Annotated in this window: 18 protein-coding genes; 1 reads left to right on the top strand and 17 read right to left on the bottom strand. The window is 40.8% G+C overall.

Annotation, left to right across the window (positions count from 1 at the left end; translation table 11 throughout):
• Positions 1-84: 84 nt before the first annotated feature.
• From J7W08_RS02555 to J7W08_RS02515, 9 genes are all read right to left on the bottom strand, one after another.
• Complete coding sequence (locus tag J7W08_RS02555; protein WP_233085090.1) at positions 85-1,137, bottom strand: ABC transporter permease subunit; 1,053 nt, start codon at positions 1,135-1,137, stop codon at positions 85-87.
• Positions 1,138-2,040 (bottom strand): ABC transporter ATP-binding protein, encoded by a 903-nt coding sequence (locus tag J7W08_RS02550; protein WP_233085089.1) that lies wholly within the window; start codon positions 2,038-2,040, stop codon positions 1,138-1,140.
• 2 nt (positions 2,041-2,042) lie between these two features.
• Positions 2,043-3,224: a COG1470 family protein gene (locus tag J7W08_RS02545; protein WP_233085088.1), complete on the bottom strand. Its 1,182-nt coding sequence runs from the start codon at positions 3,222-3,224 to the stop codon at positions 2,043-2,045.
• 1,160 nt (positions 3,225-4,384) lie between these two features.
• Positions 4,385-5,005 carry a DUF4367 domain-containing protein gene (locus J7W08_RS02540; RefSeq protein WP_233085087.1) on the bottom strand — a complete coding sequence of 207 codons (621 nt, stop codon included), beginning with the start codon at positions 5,003-5,005 and terminating at the stop codon, positions 4,385-4,387.
• Between the two features lie 373 nt (positions 5,006-5,378).
• The gene (locus J7W08_RS02535; RefSeq protein WP_233085086.1) at positions 5,379-6,935 is read right to left on the bottom strand and encodes a HEAT repeat domain-containing protein; all 1,557 of its coding nucleotides are present in this window, start codon (positions 6,933-6,935) and stop codon (positions 5,379-5,381) included.
• A 71-nt stretch (positions 6,936-7,006) separates the two neighbouring features.
• Positions 7,007-7,516 (bottom strand): hypothetical protein, encoded by a 510-nt coding sequence (locus tag J7W08_RS02530; RefSeq protein ID WP_233085085.1) that lies wholly within the window; start codon positions 7,514-7,516, stop codon positions 7,007-7,009.
• Position 7,517: 1 nt separating this feature from the next.
• Positions 7,518-7,745 (bottom strand): hypothetical protein, encoded by a 228-nt coding sequence (locus tag J7W08_RS02525; RefSeq protein ID WP_233085084.1) that lies wholly within the window; start codon positions 7,743-7,745, stop codon positions 7,518-7,520.
• A 141-nt stretch (positions 7,746-7,886) separates the two neighbouring features.
• Positions 7,887-9,680 (bottom strand): DUF2339 domain-containing protein, encoded by a 1,794-nt coding sequence (locus J7W08_RS02520; protein ID WP_233085083.1) that lies wholly within the window; start codon positions 9,678-9,680, stop codon positions 7,887-7,889.
• Between the two features lie 246 nt (positions 9,681-9,926).
• Entirely contained in the window at positions 9,927-11,021 is a 1,095-nt protein-coding gene (locus tag J7W08_RS02515) for a DUF4367 domain-containing protein (protein ID WP_233085082.1), read from the bottom strand.
• Positions 11,022-11,218: 197 nt separating this feature from the next.
• Between J7W08_RS02515 and J7W08_RS02510 the strand changes: the two genes are divergently transcribed.
• A complete protein-coding gene (locus J7W08_RS02510) occupies positions 11,219-11,968 on the top strand; it encodes a winged helix-turn-helix transcriptional regulator (RefSeq protein ID WP_233085081.1) in 750 nt (249 codons plus the stop codon).
• A gap of 109 nt (positions 11,969-12,077) precedes the next feature.
• On the opposite strand, the gene J7W08_RS02505 is transcribed toward J7W08_RS02510, so the two are convergent.
• The 8 genes from J7W08_RS02505 to J7W08_RS02470 all read right to left on the bottom strand — a co-directional run bounded on the left by J7W08_RS02505 (position 12,078) and on the right by J7W08_RS02470 (position 19,259).
• Entirely contained in the window at positions 12,078-12,440 is a 363-nt protein-coding gene (locus J7W08_RS02505; protein WP_233085080.1) for a hypothetical protein, read from the bottom strand.
• Positions 12,441-12,445: 5 nt separating this feature from the next.
• Positions 12,446-13,117 carry a hypothetical protein gene (locus J7W08_RS02500; protein WP_233085079.1) on the bottom strand — a complete coding sequence of 224 codons (672 nt, stop codon included), beginning with the start codon at positions 13,115-13,117 and terminating at the stop codon, positions 12,446-12,448.
• 73 nt (positions 13,118-13,190) lie between these two features.
• Positions 13,191-14,078, bottom strand: coding sequence for a right-handed parallel beta-helix repeat-containing protein (locus J7W08_RS02495; RefSeq protein WP_233085078.1), 888 nt, complete (start codon positions 14,076-14,078; stop codon positions 13,191-13,193).
• Positions 14,075-15,682, bottom strand: a complete 1,608-nt coding sequence (locus J7W08_RS02490; protein ID WP_233085077.1) for a hypothetical protein — start codon at positions 15,680-15,682, stop codon at positions 14,075-14,077. The genes J7W08_RS02495 and J7W08_RS02490 overlap by 4 nt, the downstream gene beginning before the upstream one ends.
• Positions 15,683-15,890: 208 nt before the next feature.
• Positions 15,891-16,739, bottom strand: a complete 849-nt coding sequence (fdhD, locus tag J7W08_RS02485; protein ID WP_233085076.1) for a formate dehydrogenase accessory sulfurtransferase FdhD — start codon at positions 16,737-16,739, stop codon at positions 15,891-15,893.
• A gap of 2 nt (positions 16,740-16,741) precedes the next feature.
• Entirely contained in the window at positions 16,742-18,049 is a 1,308-nt protein-coding gene (locus tag J7W08_RS02480) for a formylmethanofuran dehydrogenase subunit B (protein ID WP_233085075.1), read from the bottom strand.
• Position 18,050: 1 nt separating this feature from the next.
• The gene (locus J7W08_RS02475; protein ID WP_048194104.1) at positions 18,051-18,440 is read right to left on the bottom strand and encodes a molybdopterin dinucleotide binding domain-containing protein; all 390 of its coding nucleotides are present in this window, start codon (positions 18,438-18,440) and stop codon (positions 18,051-18,053) included.
• Between the two features lie 9 nt (positions 18,441-18,449).
• Positions 18,450-19,259, bottom strand: a complete 810-nt coding sequence (locus J7W08_RS02470; RefSeq protein WP_233085074.1) for a formylmethanofuran dehydrogenase subunit C — start codon at positions 19,257-19,259, stop codon at positions 18,450-18,452.
• Positions 19,260-19,262 lie beyond the last annotated feature (3 nt).

The following is a 19,262-nucleotide window of genomic DNA, read 5'->3' as shown; positions in this document are numbered from 1 at the left end:
ATTTATAGCTATCGCAGAGTCCGAAAACCAATAAAAGGGAGAAGATCTCTCTTTATTAGCCGTGAATATCCATCCTATATAGAATCACCTGATGTCCTGTCTCATAAAGACATAATAAGTCGCTATGAGAGAAATGATTGCCCAGAGGAACATGCTGACCAGATTTGTCATTTTACCCATGAGGATATCAAAGACCGAAAGGTCTTGTGTCGGATCATCGGACATAAGTGAAAATTTCTCTTTCGAATTTCCCAGAACAGCATTTGCCACCTGCTCATAATTCAGGCTGGGTGAGATAAAAGCTTCAATCATATTCTGGACTTTCCACTTCTTTTCATAACTATCAAAAAAATCCATACCGACTTCTTGGGATGCATCTTCAAAATCTGACATATCAACCCCTGAACCAGCATCTCCGGACACGACAAAAGATACGCTATTGGAACCCTGACCATCCGAAACCATGGCATCTGCAACCAAACCTGAAACCGAAGTTATTAGTATCGCACTGACAATCCAGAACATAAACGAATTCAGCATCGAGCTGGTCTCGTTTTTGGAAACCGTTGAGAAAAATATGCTTATTCCTAAGAATGTTACAAGATATACTATGGAAACAGCCATGAAAAGCATCAGTTTAATGATGTCATCACCAGTTGGGACCAAACCCATTATCAATGCAACAGATACCGATATAAGGGCGGTTATTATCAGGGTCATGACAAGTACTGCGATCTTTCCAAGGAACTTCCCATTGATAACATCATCCCTGTAAAGAGGATAGGACAACAGTAATTTCAGATTTCCTCTTTCTTTTTCACCGGAAATCGCATTATATCCAAGCATTATTGCCAGTATTGCACCCATTACTGCAATGTTCGATACGATGTTTCCAAACAGTACAGATATCAGATCCGGTTCAGGAAATGACAAGAATAGAACACTGTCTTTCATACTCTCAAAACTTGCCATGGTTTCCTGATAACTCTGAAGATCCTCATTATATTGATTTACACCGGAAATTGAAGATGTTAACATCAGCACTAGAAAAATTCCAAATACGATCGCAAAGGACCTGCTCTTCACACTATCAAAGAACTCTTTTTTTGCTATGGTTTTTATTCTGTTAAGATTCATTTAATCCACCTGATAATATTTTTCAAATATCTCGAAAAGATCCTCTGTTTCATACCGGAGGTTCAAAATTATGATGCCTATGCTGCTCAGTTCTGAGCTGATCCGTTCCCTGACATCCCCTTCAGAAGTTATCCTGAAAATATTGCCTTCACGAACAAATTTGATAGAATCGATCGAACTGAGGACTTCCACTGTGAGCTCAGGATCTTTTGTCTCCAGGAGGATGACATTGCTATTTTCCTTCCTGCGTAGATTCTCAAGAGTATCAAAAGCAACAAGCTTTCCCTGTTTCATTATGGCGATCTTTGAGCAGATATCCTTGATCTCCGATAGTACATGGGAAGAGATTACAATCGCGATTCCCCTGTCATTAAGCTTCTTTAAAAGCTGGTTCATCTCCACCCTTGCTTCGGGATCAAGACCTGATGTAGGCTCATCAAGGAAGATAACCTTCGGTTCCTTTACAAGCGCCTGTGCGAATCCTACTCTCTGCACCATTCCCCTGGAGAACTCGCCTACTTTCTTGTCTGCCCACTTGCTCATACCTACGATCTCAAGAAGTTCCGGGACCTTTGAACGATCTGCATCTGCCAGGTCACAGAAATATTCAAGGTTCTCTTTTGCGGTCAGGTTCTCATAATAAAGTGTATTATCCGGAAGAAAACTGATGTTCTCCTTTAACATCATCATATTTTTCCCGATATCCTCACCGAGTACTTTTATGCTCCCAGATGATTGTATTGTAAGCCCTGTAAGCATTACAAAGAGGGTTGTCTTTCCTGCACCGTTGTGACCCAGAAGACCAATAAGGTCCCCTTCATTGATATCAAGAGACACATTATCAACCGCTGTAAATTCATCATATTTTTTCGTCAGATTCTGTATTTCAAGTACTTTTTGCATTTTCATCTCCTCCCATATTTCTTAGCTGCAAAGACCAGACCTGCAATCATAAGAACTATCATTAACAATCCGATCCAGACTGAATTCGAGCTGCTTTTAACATTGACGCGCAACTTCATCTCGTCAGCCTCAACATCACCGGATACAGCATTGATATCCACAAAATAATCACCATTTTCGGTTTCAGAAGGAATCCTGATCCTGAGATCGACATTCATGTATTCTTCGAAATTAATCCTTTCAATCTCATCTTCTGAAAACTCAAAGTCCCAGTTACCTCCAGGAGAACTCGCATCAAGCTCGATGTTTTCAAGTTCAACGTTACCAGAATTAAGCACCCTTACAGGTACAATTATCTCTGAACCTGCCTCTCCGGATACATAAAGGTTTGAGAGCTGCATCTTAAGTTCCGGATCACTTGTAGTGTTCAGGTCTTCTGTAACACTGAAAGGCAAATATAAAGTATCCGAACTTCTTCCTGAAGCACTTACACTTAAATTGTAATCCCCAGCCGGACAGTTCTTATCTATGTGAAGCCGGAGATTCAGGTTATCCATATCTCCGGAATCCACGTTTATTTTGGATACTTTATATCCATTAGAAAGAAATTCATAAGAATAAAAACCGTCACCGTTTATACAAAGATCGAATATTTCATCAAGAGAACCTGAATTGTTTATTTTTAAAGGTATGTCCACAGATTCATCCTTATAGAACTGAACAAATTCAGGAACATCTATTGAGATCTCAACATCTGAAAAGATATCATCTTTTGACCAGACTGTCAGATTAAGGTCACCATTCTCGACCTCATTGATCCTGAATGCCAGAGATGATCGTTCAATAAAGATGACTTTTCCTTTGAGACCAAAAATATCTTCATGACCGCTGAAATCTGCTATCTGATAGAACCTCTCATTACCAGCACCATCTGTCCTTTTTTCCTGAATGGTCAGACCTACAACAAAGGTACCACCGCTCTGAGGATAGATATAATTCAAAGTGTAGTTACCCAGTTCTATTTCCTCATTAGCTGATAGCTCAATCTCTTCTTTGAGCCAGCCTTTGTAGTTGATATCATTCAGATCAGACACTTCTACAGAATTAGTTGTAGCCAGTGAAGGAACTGCAAGTACAAATATTGCCATAATAAATGACATCACTACTTTTTTTCTGCCTATCAAGCCTGAACCTCCCGGGGAATTGCCAGGAAGAACGAGTAAGATTGTTTATCCAATAATGTGTAATTTTGATTCATTTAATTCATCCTTGTCAGTTATGATCAAACCACAATAGGATGAAACGGTATTTTGAATTAGCCTGAAACATGTTGCTTTAACGCTAAAAATTGTAATTGGTAATCGATACAGTATTTAAAAGGCATGTTTATGACCGAAAAAATAGAAGAACTAAAGCATTTACCTGTTGTTCCAATATAGACCGCATTTTATTTTTCATAAACAACTGATTAAATAAGTGTATGTTCAAAAATAGGGACCGGAATGGTAAAGGTTTTTTAATATCTAGAAGAACAAAACAAAAAGATACGGAAAATAGAATTAAATACAGTTAATAAAACTCCACGACAAGTTGGCAAGCAACCAGATAGGGCAAAATTTATCCCTCACGAAAAACATTATGCTGCGACCAATAAATAAAGAATGTTTCACAAAACTGAAACCGATTTCATTACGGATAAGCCGCCGAAATTAAAATAGGTCTCATAGATCACCATCATAAATAAGGTCCAGAAAAACAGTCCCGCAGATTACGCCTAATCACGCAGTATCAAAGCCAATCCAATAAAATACATCCCCCACCTTGATCTCATAGGACCCCTTTTCTCCAAGGAACTCAATTGTTCGCCTCCATTCACCGGGACTAGCTTTCATATAGACCCGAGTCTCGATGATTTTCTTCGGGGCAGGGTAATCGTTAAACTCCTCTTCTGTTACAAAGACAAAATCCTCAGGAACATAATTTCATCGATCAGAATCTATCGATTTAGAATTCATATGTCGTATGCACTCCATGCAAAAAAAGATATCTATATCAGAAGTAAATCCAGAAACGATATTACAAATGCATTTAAGGTAAAAATACGGGATCTTTCTCTGCTGAATATCACACCAGTAGTAAAAATTACCAGAAAATAAGCCACATCAAATAGATGGCCTCTGGTGGATGGAAGCCTTTTAGAACATCACCGTTCATGATGAATTCATAATGGTAATGAACATATTTATAGTAAATGGCAAATAATTTTTGATTACTGTTTGTGTCCATTTCATCGAACTGAAAAGTGATACAATTCGATGAAAAGGACATGGAAAACTTTGCCAGTTCAGGCCATTGATTCAGCCATATTCACAAGCTCATCTTTATCGATATTCGCCGTTATGCTCAGTTTCAGATCATTTGTTGTCCATCGTAGAATATTGGTTTCAAGAAGAGCTGAAAATTGTCCTTCAGAACCATTAATACTAACTGTTTCTACATCACCCTCCGGAAGCATTCCTGAAAATTCGTTTCCAGAAAATATTTGTGATAGATGAAGCCAGTCGTCACCATTTTTATAGACTAAAATAACAGTTTCAATAATGTTGTCTTCAGACGTAGCACCATTACTATAAACCAGTGCATGATCGAACTCATACCCTTCCGGAATATATGAAGGCAAAAGTATTTCAAAACCGACAGTATCTTTTGCTTCATCTAATGTTAGCTCTTCCTGAATTGGAATGTCATCATCTTGACCAGTGAATTGTATCAAGCCATCCGAACTTTCAAATTCATCATCCTTCTGCTTCTCGAATTTATCATCCTTCTGCTTCTCGAAATCATCAAGTTTCTGTTGCACTTGCTCTGCAATCTCTTCTTCTGGGAACTGCTCATCAACACATCCCATTGAGAAAAATGCAGAACACAGCAAGAGCAACACAAGTATATTTTTAATCCTTGTCAATTATTTCATCCTCCAATTTATCGATATAATCAAGCCTATGGAATTTCTAAACTGAACCCCCGGAAAATTGCCAGGAAGAACAAGTATGATCATTTTTCCAATAACTTGTGATTTTGATCAATTTTATGCCATCCTTGACATTTATGATCAAGCCACAATAGGATGAAACGGTATTTTGAATTAGCCTGAAACATGTTGCAGTAATCTGAAAAGAGGTAATTGATGAACGACACAGTATTTAAGAGAAGTGTTACAATCATAAAAAATAGAGATAGAACCAGTAAGTGGTCGTTGTTACAATACTCACCACGTTTTATATCTGATAAGATCCAAAATCGAAATGATTTTTTAACTCAGCACTTCATTGTGGAAATCAGCCATTTTCCGGTTCGTTGGTCTGGAATTGGAAGACTACCGGCACTTCGTTGATACCAAACTGCCTGCTTTGCTGATCAAATATCCCATAGATCTCATCCATCAGAGAAGTGCTGACCTGTGAATCGTCCAGAATATCGACAACAATAAATCCATTTATATCAGGCCCATATGTGACCACTGATCCATTCGGATAGGTATATGCCAGCATATCATCACTTACTTCTTTTTCAATAATTGCAAGTTCATCGATCCACAGATCCCTCTCATCCCCAATATAGAATTCCGGCACATTTCCATAAGTAGCGATGGCACCATACTTGTGTTTGTTTACAATTCCTTCAATGCTTATTTTTGCAGAAGTGCGTACAAGTTCCGATTCATCGTTCAATGCTTTGGTAAGAGGTTCAACAGCTATTTCATCCCCAATCCTGCCAAGAGCCACAGCAGCATGGTTACGTACTTTGAGGTCATTGTCATCTAATGCAAGGATAAGAGGTTCTACCGCAGGCTCACCTATTATGCTCAAAGAATGTGCTGCTGTCGAATCAAGTCCGGTTTCATCAGCCAGTAAAAAAATCAGAGGTTCCACTGCCGGTTCCCCCATCTCACCAAGAGTCTGGACCGCCCATACCCGGGAGGCGTGACTTTCATTTAGATCGTTCGCAACCCTTACAAGGGGTTCGAATGCCGAATCACCAATATCCATAAGACCAAATTTTGCAGCGTTTCGAACCTCGCTGTCCCTGTCACCCAAAGCATGAATAAGTGGCTCCACAGCAGTTTCATTCCCAATCTTACCAAGAGCCCGGGCTGAATTCTCCCGGATCTTCGGATTATAGCTTTCCAATGCCCGGATCAAAGGTTCTACTGCTGATTTATCCATTTCAACGAGTTCTTTGACAGCATTGACCCTGACAGAAATATTCTCATCTGCCATATCAGATATTAATGATCCTGCCACGGTAATGCTGTCATAAACATCAGTATATGATATGGATGTATCAGGAGATATTGCCTTGACCATCAGGATCTCATGCCCATAATTAGAGGTTTCTGTTGTAAGTTTCCAGGTTGGATAGTATGTGGTTTCACCCCGATAGTCATACGGATAATCAGCAAAACGATCGAAATAAACAAATTCGACTTCAGTGATCCTGACACGTCCAAGAGATGACATGGGATAATCACCCCTGTCTGTGACAAAGTTGCCGGCCTTTACTTGCCGGATCAGGTATTCCTTTGAATTTTCAATCTTTGCTTCCCCTATGGGATGAAAGCTATCTGCATTGAATTTCGTATTCCCAATAGAATCATTGATAATAAAGAAACAAACATCGGTTGCAGAACTATTGAAGTCTTCAGTTGAGTTCACGAAATCGACGTGCAGGATACTCGAAGGTACTTTTGCCTGAAAGACAGACAGATTATTTACCGGTACTTCAGGAACTTCCGCGTCCATGCGGACTCCGGGATAGATGAACACACCGATAACAAGCACTACCAACAACAACGTGATCAAAATTGCAACTACGGACTTTTTGTTTCCCTGCATTGACTTACCTTCAACGAAATTAAGTTCTCAGACATTGTGTAATTAAAGATTTTTATGATATTTCCAACTTATCACGCAGTATCGAATCCAATCCCATAATATTCATCCCCAACCTTGATCACAGAGGATCCCTTTTCTTCAAGGAACTCAATTGTTCTTCTCCATTCACCGGGACTCGCTTTCACATAGCTCTGGGTTTCGATAGTTTCCTTCAGGGCAGGATAATCATTCAACTCCTCTTGCGTTACAACGACAAAATCCTCAGGAACATAATCTAATCGATGAGCACTTATCGATTTAGAATTCATATGCCCATATGCACCCCATGCAAAGAAACCTGCAGAGATCAGAAGTAAAGCTACAAACGATATTACGAATGCATTTACGACAAAAACACTGGATCGTTCCTTGCTGAACAGTATTCCGATTCCAAATAGTATCCCATAGATAAGAAGCATCAAATAGATGTTCTGAGGTGGATGGAAGCCTCTGAGAACATAACCACTAAGATAGAACGTAAAAATTCCAATGCAGAAGAAAAATATGTATTTCTTTTGTATCTCAGTTAAATTGTCCATCATCTTACAATTCTCCAAAAGATTCCCTTACAAAAAATATTGATGCCACCAGAAGTACAAAGCCGGTACCAAAAGCTGTCCAGCTAAGAAGCGGTCCAAAAAGATATTCCTGGTAAAAGATGTTTGATGTCAGCATTTGCCCAATGGAAACCAGAAATAGGTTTGCACCAATGACTGCACATATAAATGCATATAGTATGTAGTTCAGATGTATTTTACCAGGATTATTCATAAGCTCGTCATTCTACTTTTTTTTAATAATTATAACGATAAATTTAGTATTAATTGTTTGTGACCATTTCATCGAACTGAAGAGGATGTATATCCCTGAGGAGATAACCACTCATTGATTTCCATACCATCCCCTAATCGATCAGTCATTTTCCTGTAAGAACTCCTGAATACGTTCTTTGTTCTTCACATACGCAAACGAAGCACTCAACGCTATGAGACCTACGATGATCGTGACGACGATCCTGTAGATCATTTCAAGATTACTAAGATCAATAACTAGGATCTTCACCACAGTAATACCAAAGAGTACCACACCAGTAGTCCTGAGAGAACTTGATTTCCCCAGGAATCCAACAACAATAAGGATTACGGATTCCGTAGCCCAGACCACAGAGAGGAGAACCTGTCTGGCATTCTCGGAAAATACAGCAAATAAACCTGTGCTGTCAGTGATCTCTATCGCGAGAGTGATAGTTAGAATAACCGTAGCCGCAATCCCTAATAGTTCCCGGACCAGTTGTTCCTCATCTTCAAGTTTTAAATGTGAAACAAGGTATGCTGCCCCGTACAGAGCAAGGGTTATTGACAACATACTGATCGTTCTTTCAGCGAACATTAAGCCTGTGCTATCCCATAACAATGATCGGATCGCAGCTGCAGCGAGAACGATGTATCCCATGTATCGAAGATCAAGATTATGAAGCTTGACACCTATGTAAACGAGGAGGAATCCTTCAATTGCCCATGTGAGTGCTATCCAGAAATCCTCAAGCTGGACATATACCGCGATCGAGAGGAATGTGACACACAGAATGAAGAACGTCCGGGACAGGTTCTTGAGTTCCTTCTGTTTTGTGAAATATGCTAACCCCAGGTACACTGCTGCCAGCAGAACTACAAATATACCTCTGAAAGAATACCAATAATGCCAGACTACAGCAAGCCCGAAACCGAATGTTACAAATGCATTAATAACCATACTGATAATGTTCTGAGAATAGTTCTCCTTGTCTTCGAGAATGATACTCAGCATATTGAAGAGTGCGAAGAAACAGATGAGATACCCAATAGCATAATAGACAATAGGAGATACCACTGTTCCGCGAAGGATATTCGAGTCGAAGAAAAATATGCTGTACAGTAAATACGAGGCAATCACAGGATAGAGACCAATTCCCCAATTCTTCTTCCAGAGGATCATCACCAGACCAGCTGATAGGATGATGGTTGATATCATCATCTGATGCGATCCCCCTGTGAGAAACGCTGCCAGATATCCAAGGAAAAACGCAAAGCTTGTAAGAATAACTGAATTTTGTCTAAGTGCCAGGAAGACAGCGAAGAGCATTACAAGAAAAAGTAATGCGGTGTTCATACCAAGGCTCATGCTGAGCGCTTCTCTATATGCCTGAAAATGGTACGTGGCATGCATTGTGAAGTAGAGCAGTGCAATCCCACCACCGTTAATGAGCTGTGAAAAACGCTCATACTCTTTCCTTCTGAATATCTCCCCAATTACTAAGACCGCAAGTGAGAAGGCAATCCCCAAAGCAACACGCTCAAGGATCCCTATCCATCCCTGGTCAACAGCGTAACTGTAAAGGTAGAACATACCAAGCATAAGTAGCACGAAACCTACTGCTCCGAAGATCTTGAATCCAAGATTCTCGGTTGGTTTGTACGTTTCTCTGGAAGCTTCCGCTGCCACTTTTTCAGCCATCACTTTTTCAGCTGCTGGTGCTACTCTTACTTCAGGCTCCTGTGTATACCCCTTACCTTCGAGAAAAGCAACTCGTTTCTCTAACTTCTCAATCCTTTTGTTCAAGTAGAGATAGTCATCATGCGTTGTATTTTTAGGAGGCGAAATGGATTTTTTAAAATTTTCCCGATCAATATCGGGGGTTTTCTTATCAACCCTATTTTCTTTTGCCATTGCTAAATAATTCCTCCCTCGTCCCTCTGTTGGCCTCAATGGCAGTCATGTCTGTTATCACAATGCCTGCAGGAACTATTATAAAAATAGGAGTACTTGCAAAACTAAGTTTAAATATTAAACATACTCTCTTCAACAGTCCCATTATCAAATGTAATATCACATTATAAAACTTTTATGTCCATTTCACCGAAATGAAAAGTAAAAAATCCGATGAAATAGACATAAGAAAGCAACTTTATCAGATCAATCCATGGATTCCGCCACTTTCACGATCTCATCTTTATCCTCCATCCCCAGTATGCTCAGTTCAATATCTCCTGTCGTCCATCTTAAGAGATTGGTTTGAACAAAAGCTACAAATTTTCCCTCGGAACCATTGATATCAACTGTTTCCGCATCATCTAACTCAGATATATCCGAAGAACCGGTTTCATAAACTACTTCTGATATACGGATCCAGTCATCTCCCTTATTATATACCAATATGACCTTTTCAAAAACATCTTCTTCAAAGGTAGCACTATTGTTGAAGATCAGTGCTCGGTCAAACTCATAGCCTTCCGGAATATATGAAGGTAAAAGTAAGTCAAACCCTGCAGTGTCCTTAGCTTCCTCCAATGTGACCTCTTCCGGAGCAGCAATTTCATTTATGTCAATAGGATCAATGATCTCTACCTCTGCACCTCCTGGTATTTTAAACTCGAATTCATCATCTGAAATGCCGGTGTTCACCTTCAGGTTCCGAATCTCATATGAGAGCATCGGATTTTCATCCTCATCGTACCTTTCATATTTTAGCGGCACCCAGGTTTCTTTATCGATCCAGGCTTTTCCGTTACTTCCAAAGAGAGGGGTTTCATCCTCTTCTTTTGGAATCAGACCGATCACATAAACATCCCTGTTATCAAACTCTTCAAAAACCAAAAATGAAACATCACTCTCATTCAGGACATCTCCGATCATTCCGATATAATCCATATGACCAACCTCCGAAATATCAGGCATTCCCTTTTGCACGACCTTGTTCTCATGTGAAAGATATGTCCAGATGGTCTCTCCGTCTGAAACTACAAGACTTCCTGCCTTCTCGGCAGGTTGTATTACAACTGACCTCATCTTACGTGGCTTTTTAAAGAGCATTTCATATACCACCACATTGTCCTCTTCGCCTAACGAAGATGTGATGTACATAGTACACGAGTAGTCCTCAATACTATCTTCTTTCTGTTGCATTTGCTCTACTATCTCTTCTGCCGTGAGCTGCTCATCCACACAGCCCACTGAGAAAAATGCAGAACACATCAAGAGCAATACAAGTAAAATCTTAGTCCTTTTCAAATACCTCATTCTCCAATTATCAACATATAACAGTCTACTAAATTTTTATAATGTCACCAATGTAACATTCTTTTATAAATTGTTTGTGTCCATTTCATCGAACTGAAAAATGTACATGAAAATCAGAGAGATTATTTTTAGGCAATTGTTTGAAATTTAAGAAATGTTTATACATTATAAAATCTTATTCGCATTAAATGAACAAATGGATACTAGCAATCCTGCTCTTATTTCTAGTACCACTTCTGGCATGCGGGATCGTATATGTTGAATCCGAATACAATACAGACACAGGTGAATACGTCGTAGTGCCAGCCAGCGAGGAGATGTATGAACCAGGTTACCATTATGAAGGAGCAGATAGAACCTTAAGTTTCTGGGAACTTCCTTTAAAATTGCAGATGATACATATCTTTACCGTATTTCTGGCAGCGATTGGCCTTGCCAAACTGTCTCCCCTTATACTGGCACAGTTCAATCTGATATTTGCAAATAAGAACAGGAACGATGTTTTTGATCATATCGTAAGTAATCCGGGATGCAGTGTAGCTGACATATCCCATGGTCTTGAGCTAAACCGCGGTACTGTAAAATACCATCTGAAAAAGCTGCACAGCGAACATAAGATCATTGTATCCGATCATGGAAGCTCTCCAAGGTTCTTTCAGAACAATTCGACCTACAGCGATCAAGCCCGGATCATAGCTCCCTTTTTGCAGGATGAAAATCAAAAACGAATCCTCCTGATGATAAGGGATAAGCCGGGTATGACAAACAATGAGATATCAGAAGTCCTTGGCATCACCAACAGCACGGTCTCATACCACCTGAAAAAGATGACCACAAACGAACTATTGCTAGCTGAAAAGGACGGAAGATATAGAAGGTATTCTCTGGACCCCCGGGTGGAACCAGAGCTGAACACGGTAATTCATGCTGAAATATAAGAAAACACCATTGAATTAAGAGAATAACGATCTCAAATATCAGAATTTTCGTTGCTTTTTTCTATGGAAGCAATTCTATATCTCAAGAAAAGGGGAGGTCAGCAATAACTCAAAAAAGAGAAAACAAATAAATTCCTGCCAAAAAGGAAGCAAGATTACAGATGAAGGACATGAAGAGTGCTTTTTCAATACGGACCTTCAATACGAAGAAGTAGATCACAGCTTCCACCAGGATCACTGAAACCTCTCCGATGGCAACCAGATGAGAATATGTTTTGATAAACATTGGCAGTACGAACCAGAGGTACGGAAGTGTTGAAAATGAACAAAAAGTCCCTGTGAATAGCAACAATGAATCAGGGATCGATGTCCGGTTTATTTTGAAGAGATAACGGACAGTAGTGAAAAGTACCATTATCTCTATCATCACCGTAACAAGCAATGCAATTAAAAAGTGGTATTCATAGATCATTTTCATCACTTGGTGTTAAACAGACCCTTAAGAAAACGAATTATGGAATCCAGAATACTTTCATTTTTTACTTTACCCCCATCCTGAACCGTCCCTTCATCTGTAGGTAGATCATCATCAAGAGAAGACATATTTTCTTCTGCAGAAGAGGTATTTTCTTTTATCTCAAATCTGATACCCGGAATATCAGGTTCCTCAAATGTTTCGATCCGATCCGGAGTGACATCATTGTATCTTGAAACTTTTCTCGAAGTATAGATGACCAGACTGTCCTCCAAAAAACCGGCTATCGAATATTCGAGATCTTCCCTGATGAGCGGATCATCTTCATTCACAACATCCCATTCAGGATTTATTTCAACTTCATAATAACACAGCTTCGGATCAGTCTCCAGATCTATATTCTCAAGCCCTTTGGCCTCCAGATAATCTTTATCTATCGCATAGATCGTCAGGTCATTGGCCTTATAAAATTTAGTCAGGCATTCATCCGAACTTATGATGTAAGGATTCTCACACTGTATGACCGGACCGGTAATATGTCCTACCATAACTATTTCCGGGAATTCATCCAGATTCACTATTTTAACGCATCTTTCCATCCCGCGTGTACCGGGAAATAATACATCTGCACAGGCATTTGATGTCAGTGCGGATAGAATTAGAAGAAAAATCATAATTTTAATATTCAATTTCACGAGATCAGCTCCTATTGACACATTACATCAAATTCTTCAATACAGATCAGCATCAAAATACCATGCCCCGCATTTTTCGTATTATGAAGAGAACAAACACTGCTGAAAGCATGATCAGACTAATTGAGATATTAAAAGATCTTTCTTCCTTTTGCTCTCGAAATGTGATCTCATTATTGTAGATGTTATTCACAGCAGTATCATCTGAATCAATGCCTTTCAAATTATCAGAAAGAGAGTTGTTCGTTATTATGTTGCCCTGACTAAACGAAACCAGATCAATACCGACCCCATTCTTCGATATATGGTTATTATCCAATGTATTATTGCTGGATATCTGGAAAGAAATGCCCATATCATTATTTGAATTTACAACATTGTTGGACAGAATATTGTTATCCGAGAGATAAAACTTGATGCCGATATCAGCCGGATTGTGGCCGTAGGAGCTATAAAACTTATAGTTGTCCGGATTAATAGTGTTGCCAGCAATTGTATTGTTACTGGAATTCAACATGCAAATTCCATACTTCAAGGTCACAACATTGTTGTTTTCAATTATATTTCCGGAAACCTCATCGAGAAATATTCCTGCCTGTTCAAATTCTTCAATTCCCAATAATGCAAAACCGCAGACAGTAACATTATTTGCGTTTATATGGATAACAGGGTCATCGGGATTGGTTGCATACACAAAGGCAGCATCATATTCGCTTGCCTTCGATATTAATTTAATTTCTTTATCAATATACAAGTTCCCGACATACGAACCGGAATAGACCACAATGGCATCTCCACTTTTTGAAGAGTTAACAGCATCCTGTATTGAAATAAAATCTGCAGCTACATCATCATCCACAGTGATCTCTTTAGCTGCAACACTACCACTGATCATAAGCAGAACCAACAGGAATACTACAAAGGAAATTTTGAACCTCAAATTGTTACCCCTTCAACAACACTGTCATCAATTATATCCAACAAGTTTTCCAAATTTGTTGTTTCATCCTGTCCAACAGCTTTTCCGTTATCAAGCACTGTAAACTTGCCCTGCTTATAGCCGGTGACGATGAAATGTTCGGGAGCAATGTCCTTAGCAAGCGGATATGTGTTTTTGCTCAGGTAAAGCAAAACAACTTCCCCCTCTGTAAAATACGGTTCATGGTCCGTTAAAACAATGACATTGTCAACAGCTCCCCCTTCTATTCTCACAGTAACTTCATCGGAAGGCAGAGGATTCTTGAGATACTGATCAACATCTATAGTAATATCAGTGTAGATGGTATCGTCCCTTTGTAGATCATCTATCGAACCGGTTGGTATTTTTCCATCAGGAGTATTCCACCTGGCAGGATGAATCTTCTGGACTTCACCAATGAGAATGCTATCGGATTCCCTGCTGAGATCTTCATAGCTCAACTTTTCAAGGTTTACATTAAGACTTATGATCATATGTCCAACAAAGTCTTCCGGTAACTTCAGAGTAGTGTCGGCATGAGTTTCAATTGTGTCCAACAACTCCCCAATAGGCACAGTTTCCCTCCACCTGACAGCATTCCCATCTTCAGTCAATGTGAACTTACCCTGTACATACCCGGTGACGGTGAAATGTTCGGGAGCGATGTCCCTGGTCAAACGGAATGGATCTTCCCTCAGGAAAAGCAGTACCTTTTCATTGTTAGTGAAATCAGGTTCAAAATCAGCAGACATCGTGGTGCCTTCAACTGTTCCACCCCGTATTCTTACGATAACTTCATCGGATGATAATGGATTCTTGAGATATTGGTCAACGTTTATGACAACATCAGTATACATTGCCTTTTCTGAACCCCTGACCGAATCGTTATGCCATCCACCAGGAATATTCCATTTGCTCGGAAGGATCTCCTTTACGGTACCTGTGAGGATTGTATCAGACCTGATGGTCAGATCATCCTGGCCCATTGATGCAAGTAAACCCATCAGCTCCATGTTTAAAGGGCCTTCGTAGTCCGACCCTAAAGGTTCCACCCCGGTACTCAGGCTGATCAGTGAATCATCAAACATCGATAATTCGATCAATTCCGGTTGCTTCGCCTTTACAACCTCTATGGTGACATTATTAGATTCAACATTGCCTAGCCAGTAAGGTTTTGCAATTGATTCACCTCTTGAGGTGTGGTATATGGCATTGAGAGTGTACTTTCCATCGCTCAAAGTCCAGCATCTTGAATCAAAAGTTGCGTTAAGAGATTGGCCGGGACCAAGTTCAACAAGGAACTCATTAGTTAACGATGGTCGTGAAATTACCCCGCACTCATAAGGGACTGCAGTACCGTCTTGATCATAAAAATTGATGTCATAACTAATCTGTTCTTCCAGTTTCCATAAATTGATTGTTTTGTTACCGGTATTTGTTAGCATCAGATGAATCTTGAATATTTCTTCTTCCTGTACCTGTGCCTTTTCAGGTACAAGAGTAAAATTCAATTCAACTGTTTGCTGTTCAGGCTCTTTTGAATCGACACATCCCACTGTGAAGAGTATGGAAATTATTAAAAGCAAGACTAGTATCGTTTTAGATGTTTTAATAATTCTGAGACGTTTGATGCATTTCATACCTGCTTCCCCAAAACAAGAAATTGTTATCTAACAATACATAGGAAATTATCATCTATTGTATAAAAATATTCTTAATTAGTCTGAAATTAAAGAAGTAATGAATCAATATAGAAAGGAGAAACGTAAGAAATAGAAAAAAATCAAAATTTACTCAGATAATCCTCTCAATGCCGTTATAGACATACATATTCGGAGGTCGGACAAAACCCACCAGTGCCAGGCCTGTTGCCCTTGCAAGATCGATACCCTCATTTATCGGACCTGCTTTGCTGGCAAGTACAGAAACTCCTGCATTGATGGCCTTGGAGACCATTGTGACTGACAGCCTTCCGGTAGCTACCAGTGCACAGTTTGACATATCAACGCCTGCAAGGGCTGCTTTGCCAACTGCTTTATCAACGGCTGAAGCCCTGCTCACGTCTTCACAGAATGCAAGGATCTCGCCTTCACTGTCACAGACGATGACCGAGTGTGTACCACCGGTACGTCTCCATGTCTTAGCATCCTTTTTGAGGTGTTCGACTGCCTTGAAGAAGACCTTGCGGTCAAATTTAATATCCGTTTCACTTCCGATCTTTTTCCTGCATGGTCTTGAACCAATTGCACAACTGCAAAAATCGAATCTTGCATCCGGATCGATATCGCGCCTGGTCTTTTTTATGCGGTCCGGGCAGATATCCGCATGACATACCAGTTTGTCATCTTCGACTTCAACTGAGATGATATCAATAGCGTGATCAATAAAACCTTCACATAATAAGAATCCCGTTGCGAGTTCCTTAAACTCCCTGGGGGTAGCAAAAAAAGAAGCAAGTGGGACATCATTGAGAGAAAGATGGAATTCTTTCTCAACGATGACGTCCACGTCTATTTCGTTATTGCCATCTTCCGTAAGCTCGACACATCTGTAAGGAAGATAAGGAGCGGATACATCCCTCTCCTCATCACGCCAGAAGTTGTTCTGACCTGTTTTCCTGTCGACGTGCCAATCCAACGGCATGATTATGCAATTTCCTTTATCTTTGCGAAGAGCTGCTTGAGTGTGTCTTCGTTGCTCTGGGTGAACTCGAATGGAGGTTTTGTGAATGGCTTGAAGTACATTGGCACGTTGTCGAGCCTGTAGAATGTACCATCATTCTCCATTGCGTCAATAACACCAGGAAGAACAACATCTGAAGCAGTGACTGTTGGACATGGTGCAATATCCAGGCAGGTCATTGGGATCTCTGCCAGGTATGATGCAGCATCTGCAGGGATGTGGTTGACAAGGTCAGCACACATTACGAATGCAGCGTCTACGTCCTTCTCTCTCAGAACATCTACACAAGTGGTCTCTCCAGGGTTGTACCTTGGATATCCTCTTGAGAAGTCGATACCGAATGGGTATCCGTACAGGTATGATGCGATCTGGTTGAAACCTGCTACGTTACAGTGACCTCTCAATGCACCGAGTACGAACTTTGTTCCGTGGTTGTTGTTGAGTTCCTTGACAAGGTTAAGTCCAAGTTCAACGTTCCTGTGCTTACCGATAGATGAACCAAGACCAAGACCAACGGAAATGCTACCGAAGTTTGCATTCATCATTGTCTCGACCATCTCTTCCATTACAGAGATAGACACACCAGTGATCTGCTCAACAGATGGGTGTGGTCTCTTACCGTTAATGAGTGTCAGCAATGCACTGAAAAGCTCATAATCGGTGTTAGGGTTGAGCTGGACGTGAAGGTCTGATGCTATTGCAGTGTCAGTTACCCTTGGGTCAACTGTGATGACCTTACGGTCAAACCTTCCTCTCTTGGACCAGTAGCCTCTTGGGAAGACAGCATATTTTGACATGTGTCTTGGCATGGATGCCAGAGGGTTACTTCCCCAGTAGATGTTAACATCACTTCTGTTCTTGGTCTGACCTGCCGTTGCTGCAGGACATCCACTTTCCTGGATACCCATTACAGTAGGACCGTGGCAAATGGTAGCGTTGGAATCTGCTACACCACCAAGGTATTCTGCGATGTGAAGACCGACTTCCTGTGCTTCACATGAGGTCTCACTTCCGAGGAAGAAAAGAGGTCTCTCAGCGTTTACAAGCATTTCTGCTGCCTTTGTAATCGCCTCATCCCATGCAGCTTTCTGAAGCTTTCCGTCTTTCCTGACCTGTGGGTCTTTAAGACGGTGTGAGCTTACGATCTCCTGGAACTTTCCGTTACCCATCTTACATGCGTTCTTGACAGTGATCTCGCCGTCCCCGAGCTCTACCTGAATATCATCACATGATGCTCCGCAAACCGGACACATAATGTTCTTAAAAACCATATCAGTTACCTCCCATGTACAGTTTAAGGACAACATCCTCTGCGCTTAGCACCTCGCCCTCTCCTGCCTCAACAGTTACAGGGTTACCCTTGTAGAGAGGGGAACCTGTAGAGAATGTATCAGGGTCAATGACCACGTTGGACCAGATAGCCCTTGGCATGAATACATTTCCATCCATTACAGCATCTGTGCACTTTGTGAAAACTATGATGGAATGTTTTTCGTCCTTACTTGTTACTTTTACTTTTTCCGGGCTTCCAAGAGTTGCAAAATCACAAGGTGAGATCCAGCATACAGCACATTCCTGTCTGTAATCTTCTGTATATTTGTCACCGCCTTTTGCAAGCCTGCCCTCGTCAATGGTACTTCCTGTGTTAAGTAATACTCTCATAATCACACCTCACAGATCCATGTTTGCTGCCTGATTGACATAGAGTGTGCCTTTTGGCCTCTTTGTGATCGCATTGTCACCGAGGAACTTCTTGAAGTTACCAGGACATTCTATATCATCGAACTTAAGGTCGCTTTCGTTTGTTACATATTCGAATCCAGGTGAGAACCTTTCGATGGTTCCGTTAACAACCATTGTACCGGCTGTCATCTCAGCAGCAACTGCGCGGATCGCATTTCCTTTTACAGCGATCAGACCGCCGTTCTGGCGAATACCACAGTAGTGACCGACATTTCCACCAACGATGATCTCTCCACCGCTGATACCGCCACCAAGGTTGTTGTTTGCATTGCCATCGACGACGATGCGTCCACCGGACATTCCTACCCACTTTCCACGGTATGCACAACCAACATGGTCCCTTGCATTACCTTCGATGTGGAGGAGTCCGCCCTTCATCTCCATTCCTGCCCATGAGTCAGCATCACCTTTGACAAGGAGTTCGCCGCCTTCCATCTGGGAACCTACGTGCATGCTTACAGATCCCTCAACGGTGATCTTGCCTGCTGTCATCTTTTCACCGATGCGCTTCACTCTGGAAGTGTCACCTTTGACAACAATGGAAGTTTCCTCTGCGGAACTTCCTGCATCACCCTCTACATCAAAGAAGGAAGAGAGTGGGAACTCTTTTGGTCCCTGCCATACGAGCAGAGACTCGATCTCACTTTTGTTTTTACCGGCGAAAGTATCAGGAGTAATAACATCTGCCTCTACTTTGATACCGATCTCAGTATTTACTGTAAGAATAACTTCTGCCATGAT

Origin of the sequence: Methanococcoides orientis (genome assembly GCF_021184045.1) — an archaeon.
Classification (GTDB): Archaea; Halobacteriota; Methanosarcinia; order Methanosarcinales; family Methanosarcinaceae; genus Methanococcoides; species Methanococcoides orientis.
This window is presented reverse-complemented; position numbering and strand designations above follow the sequence as displayed.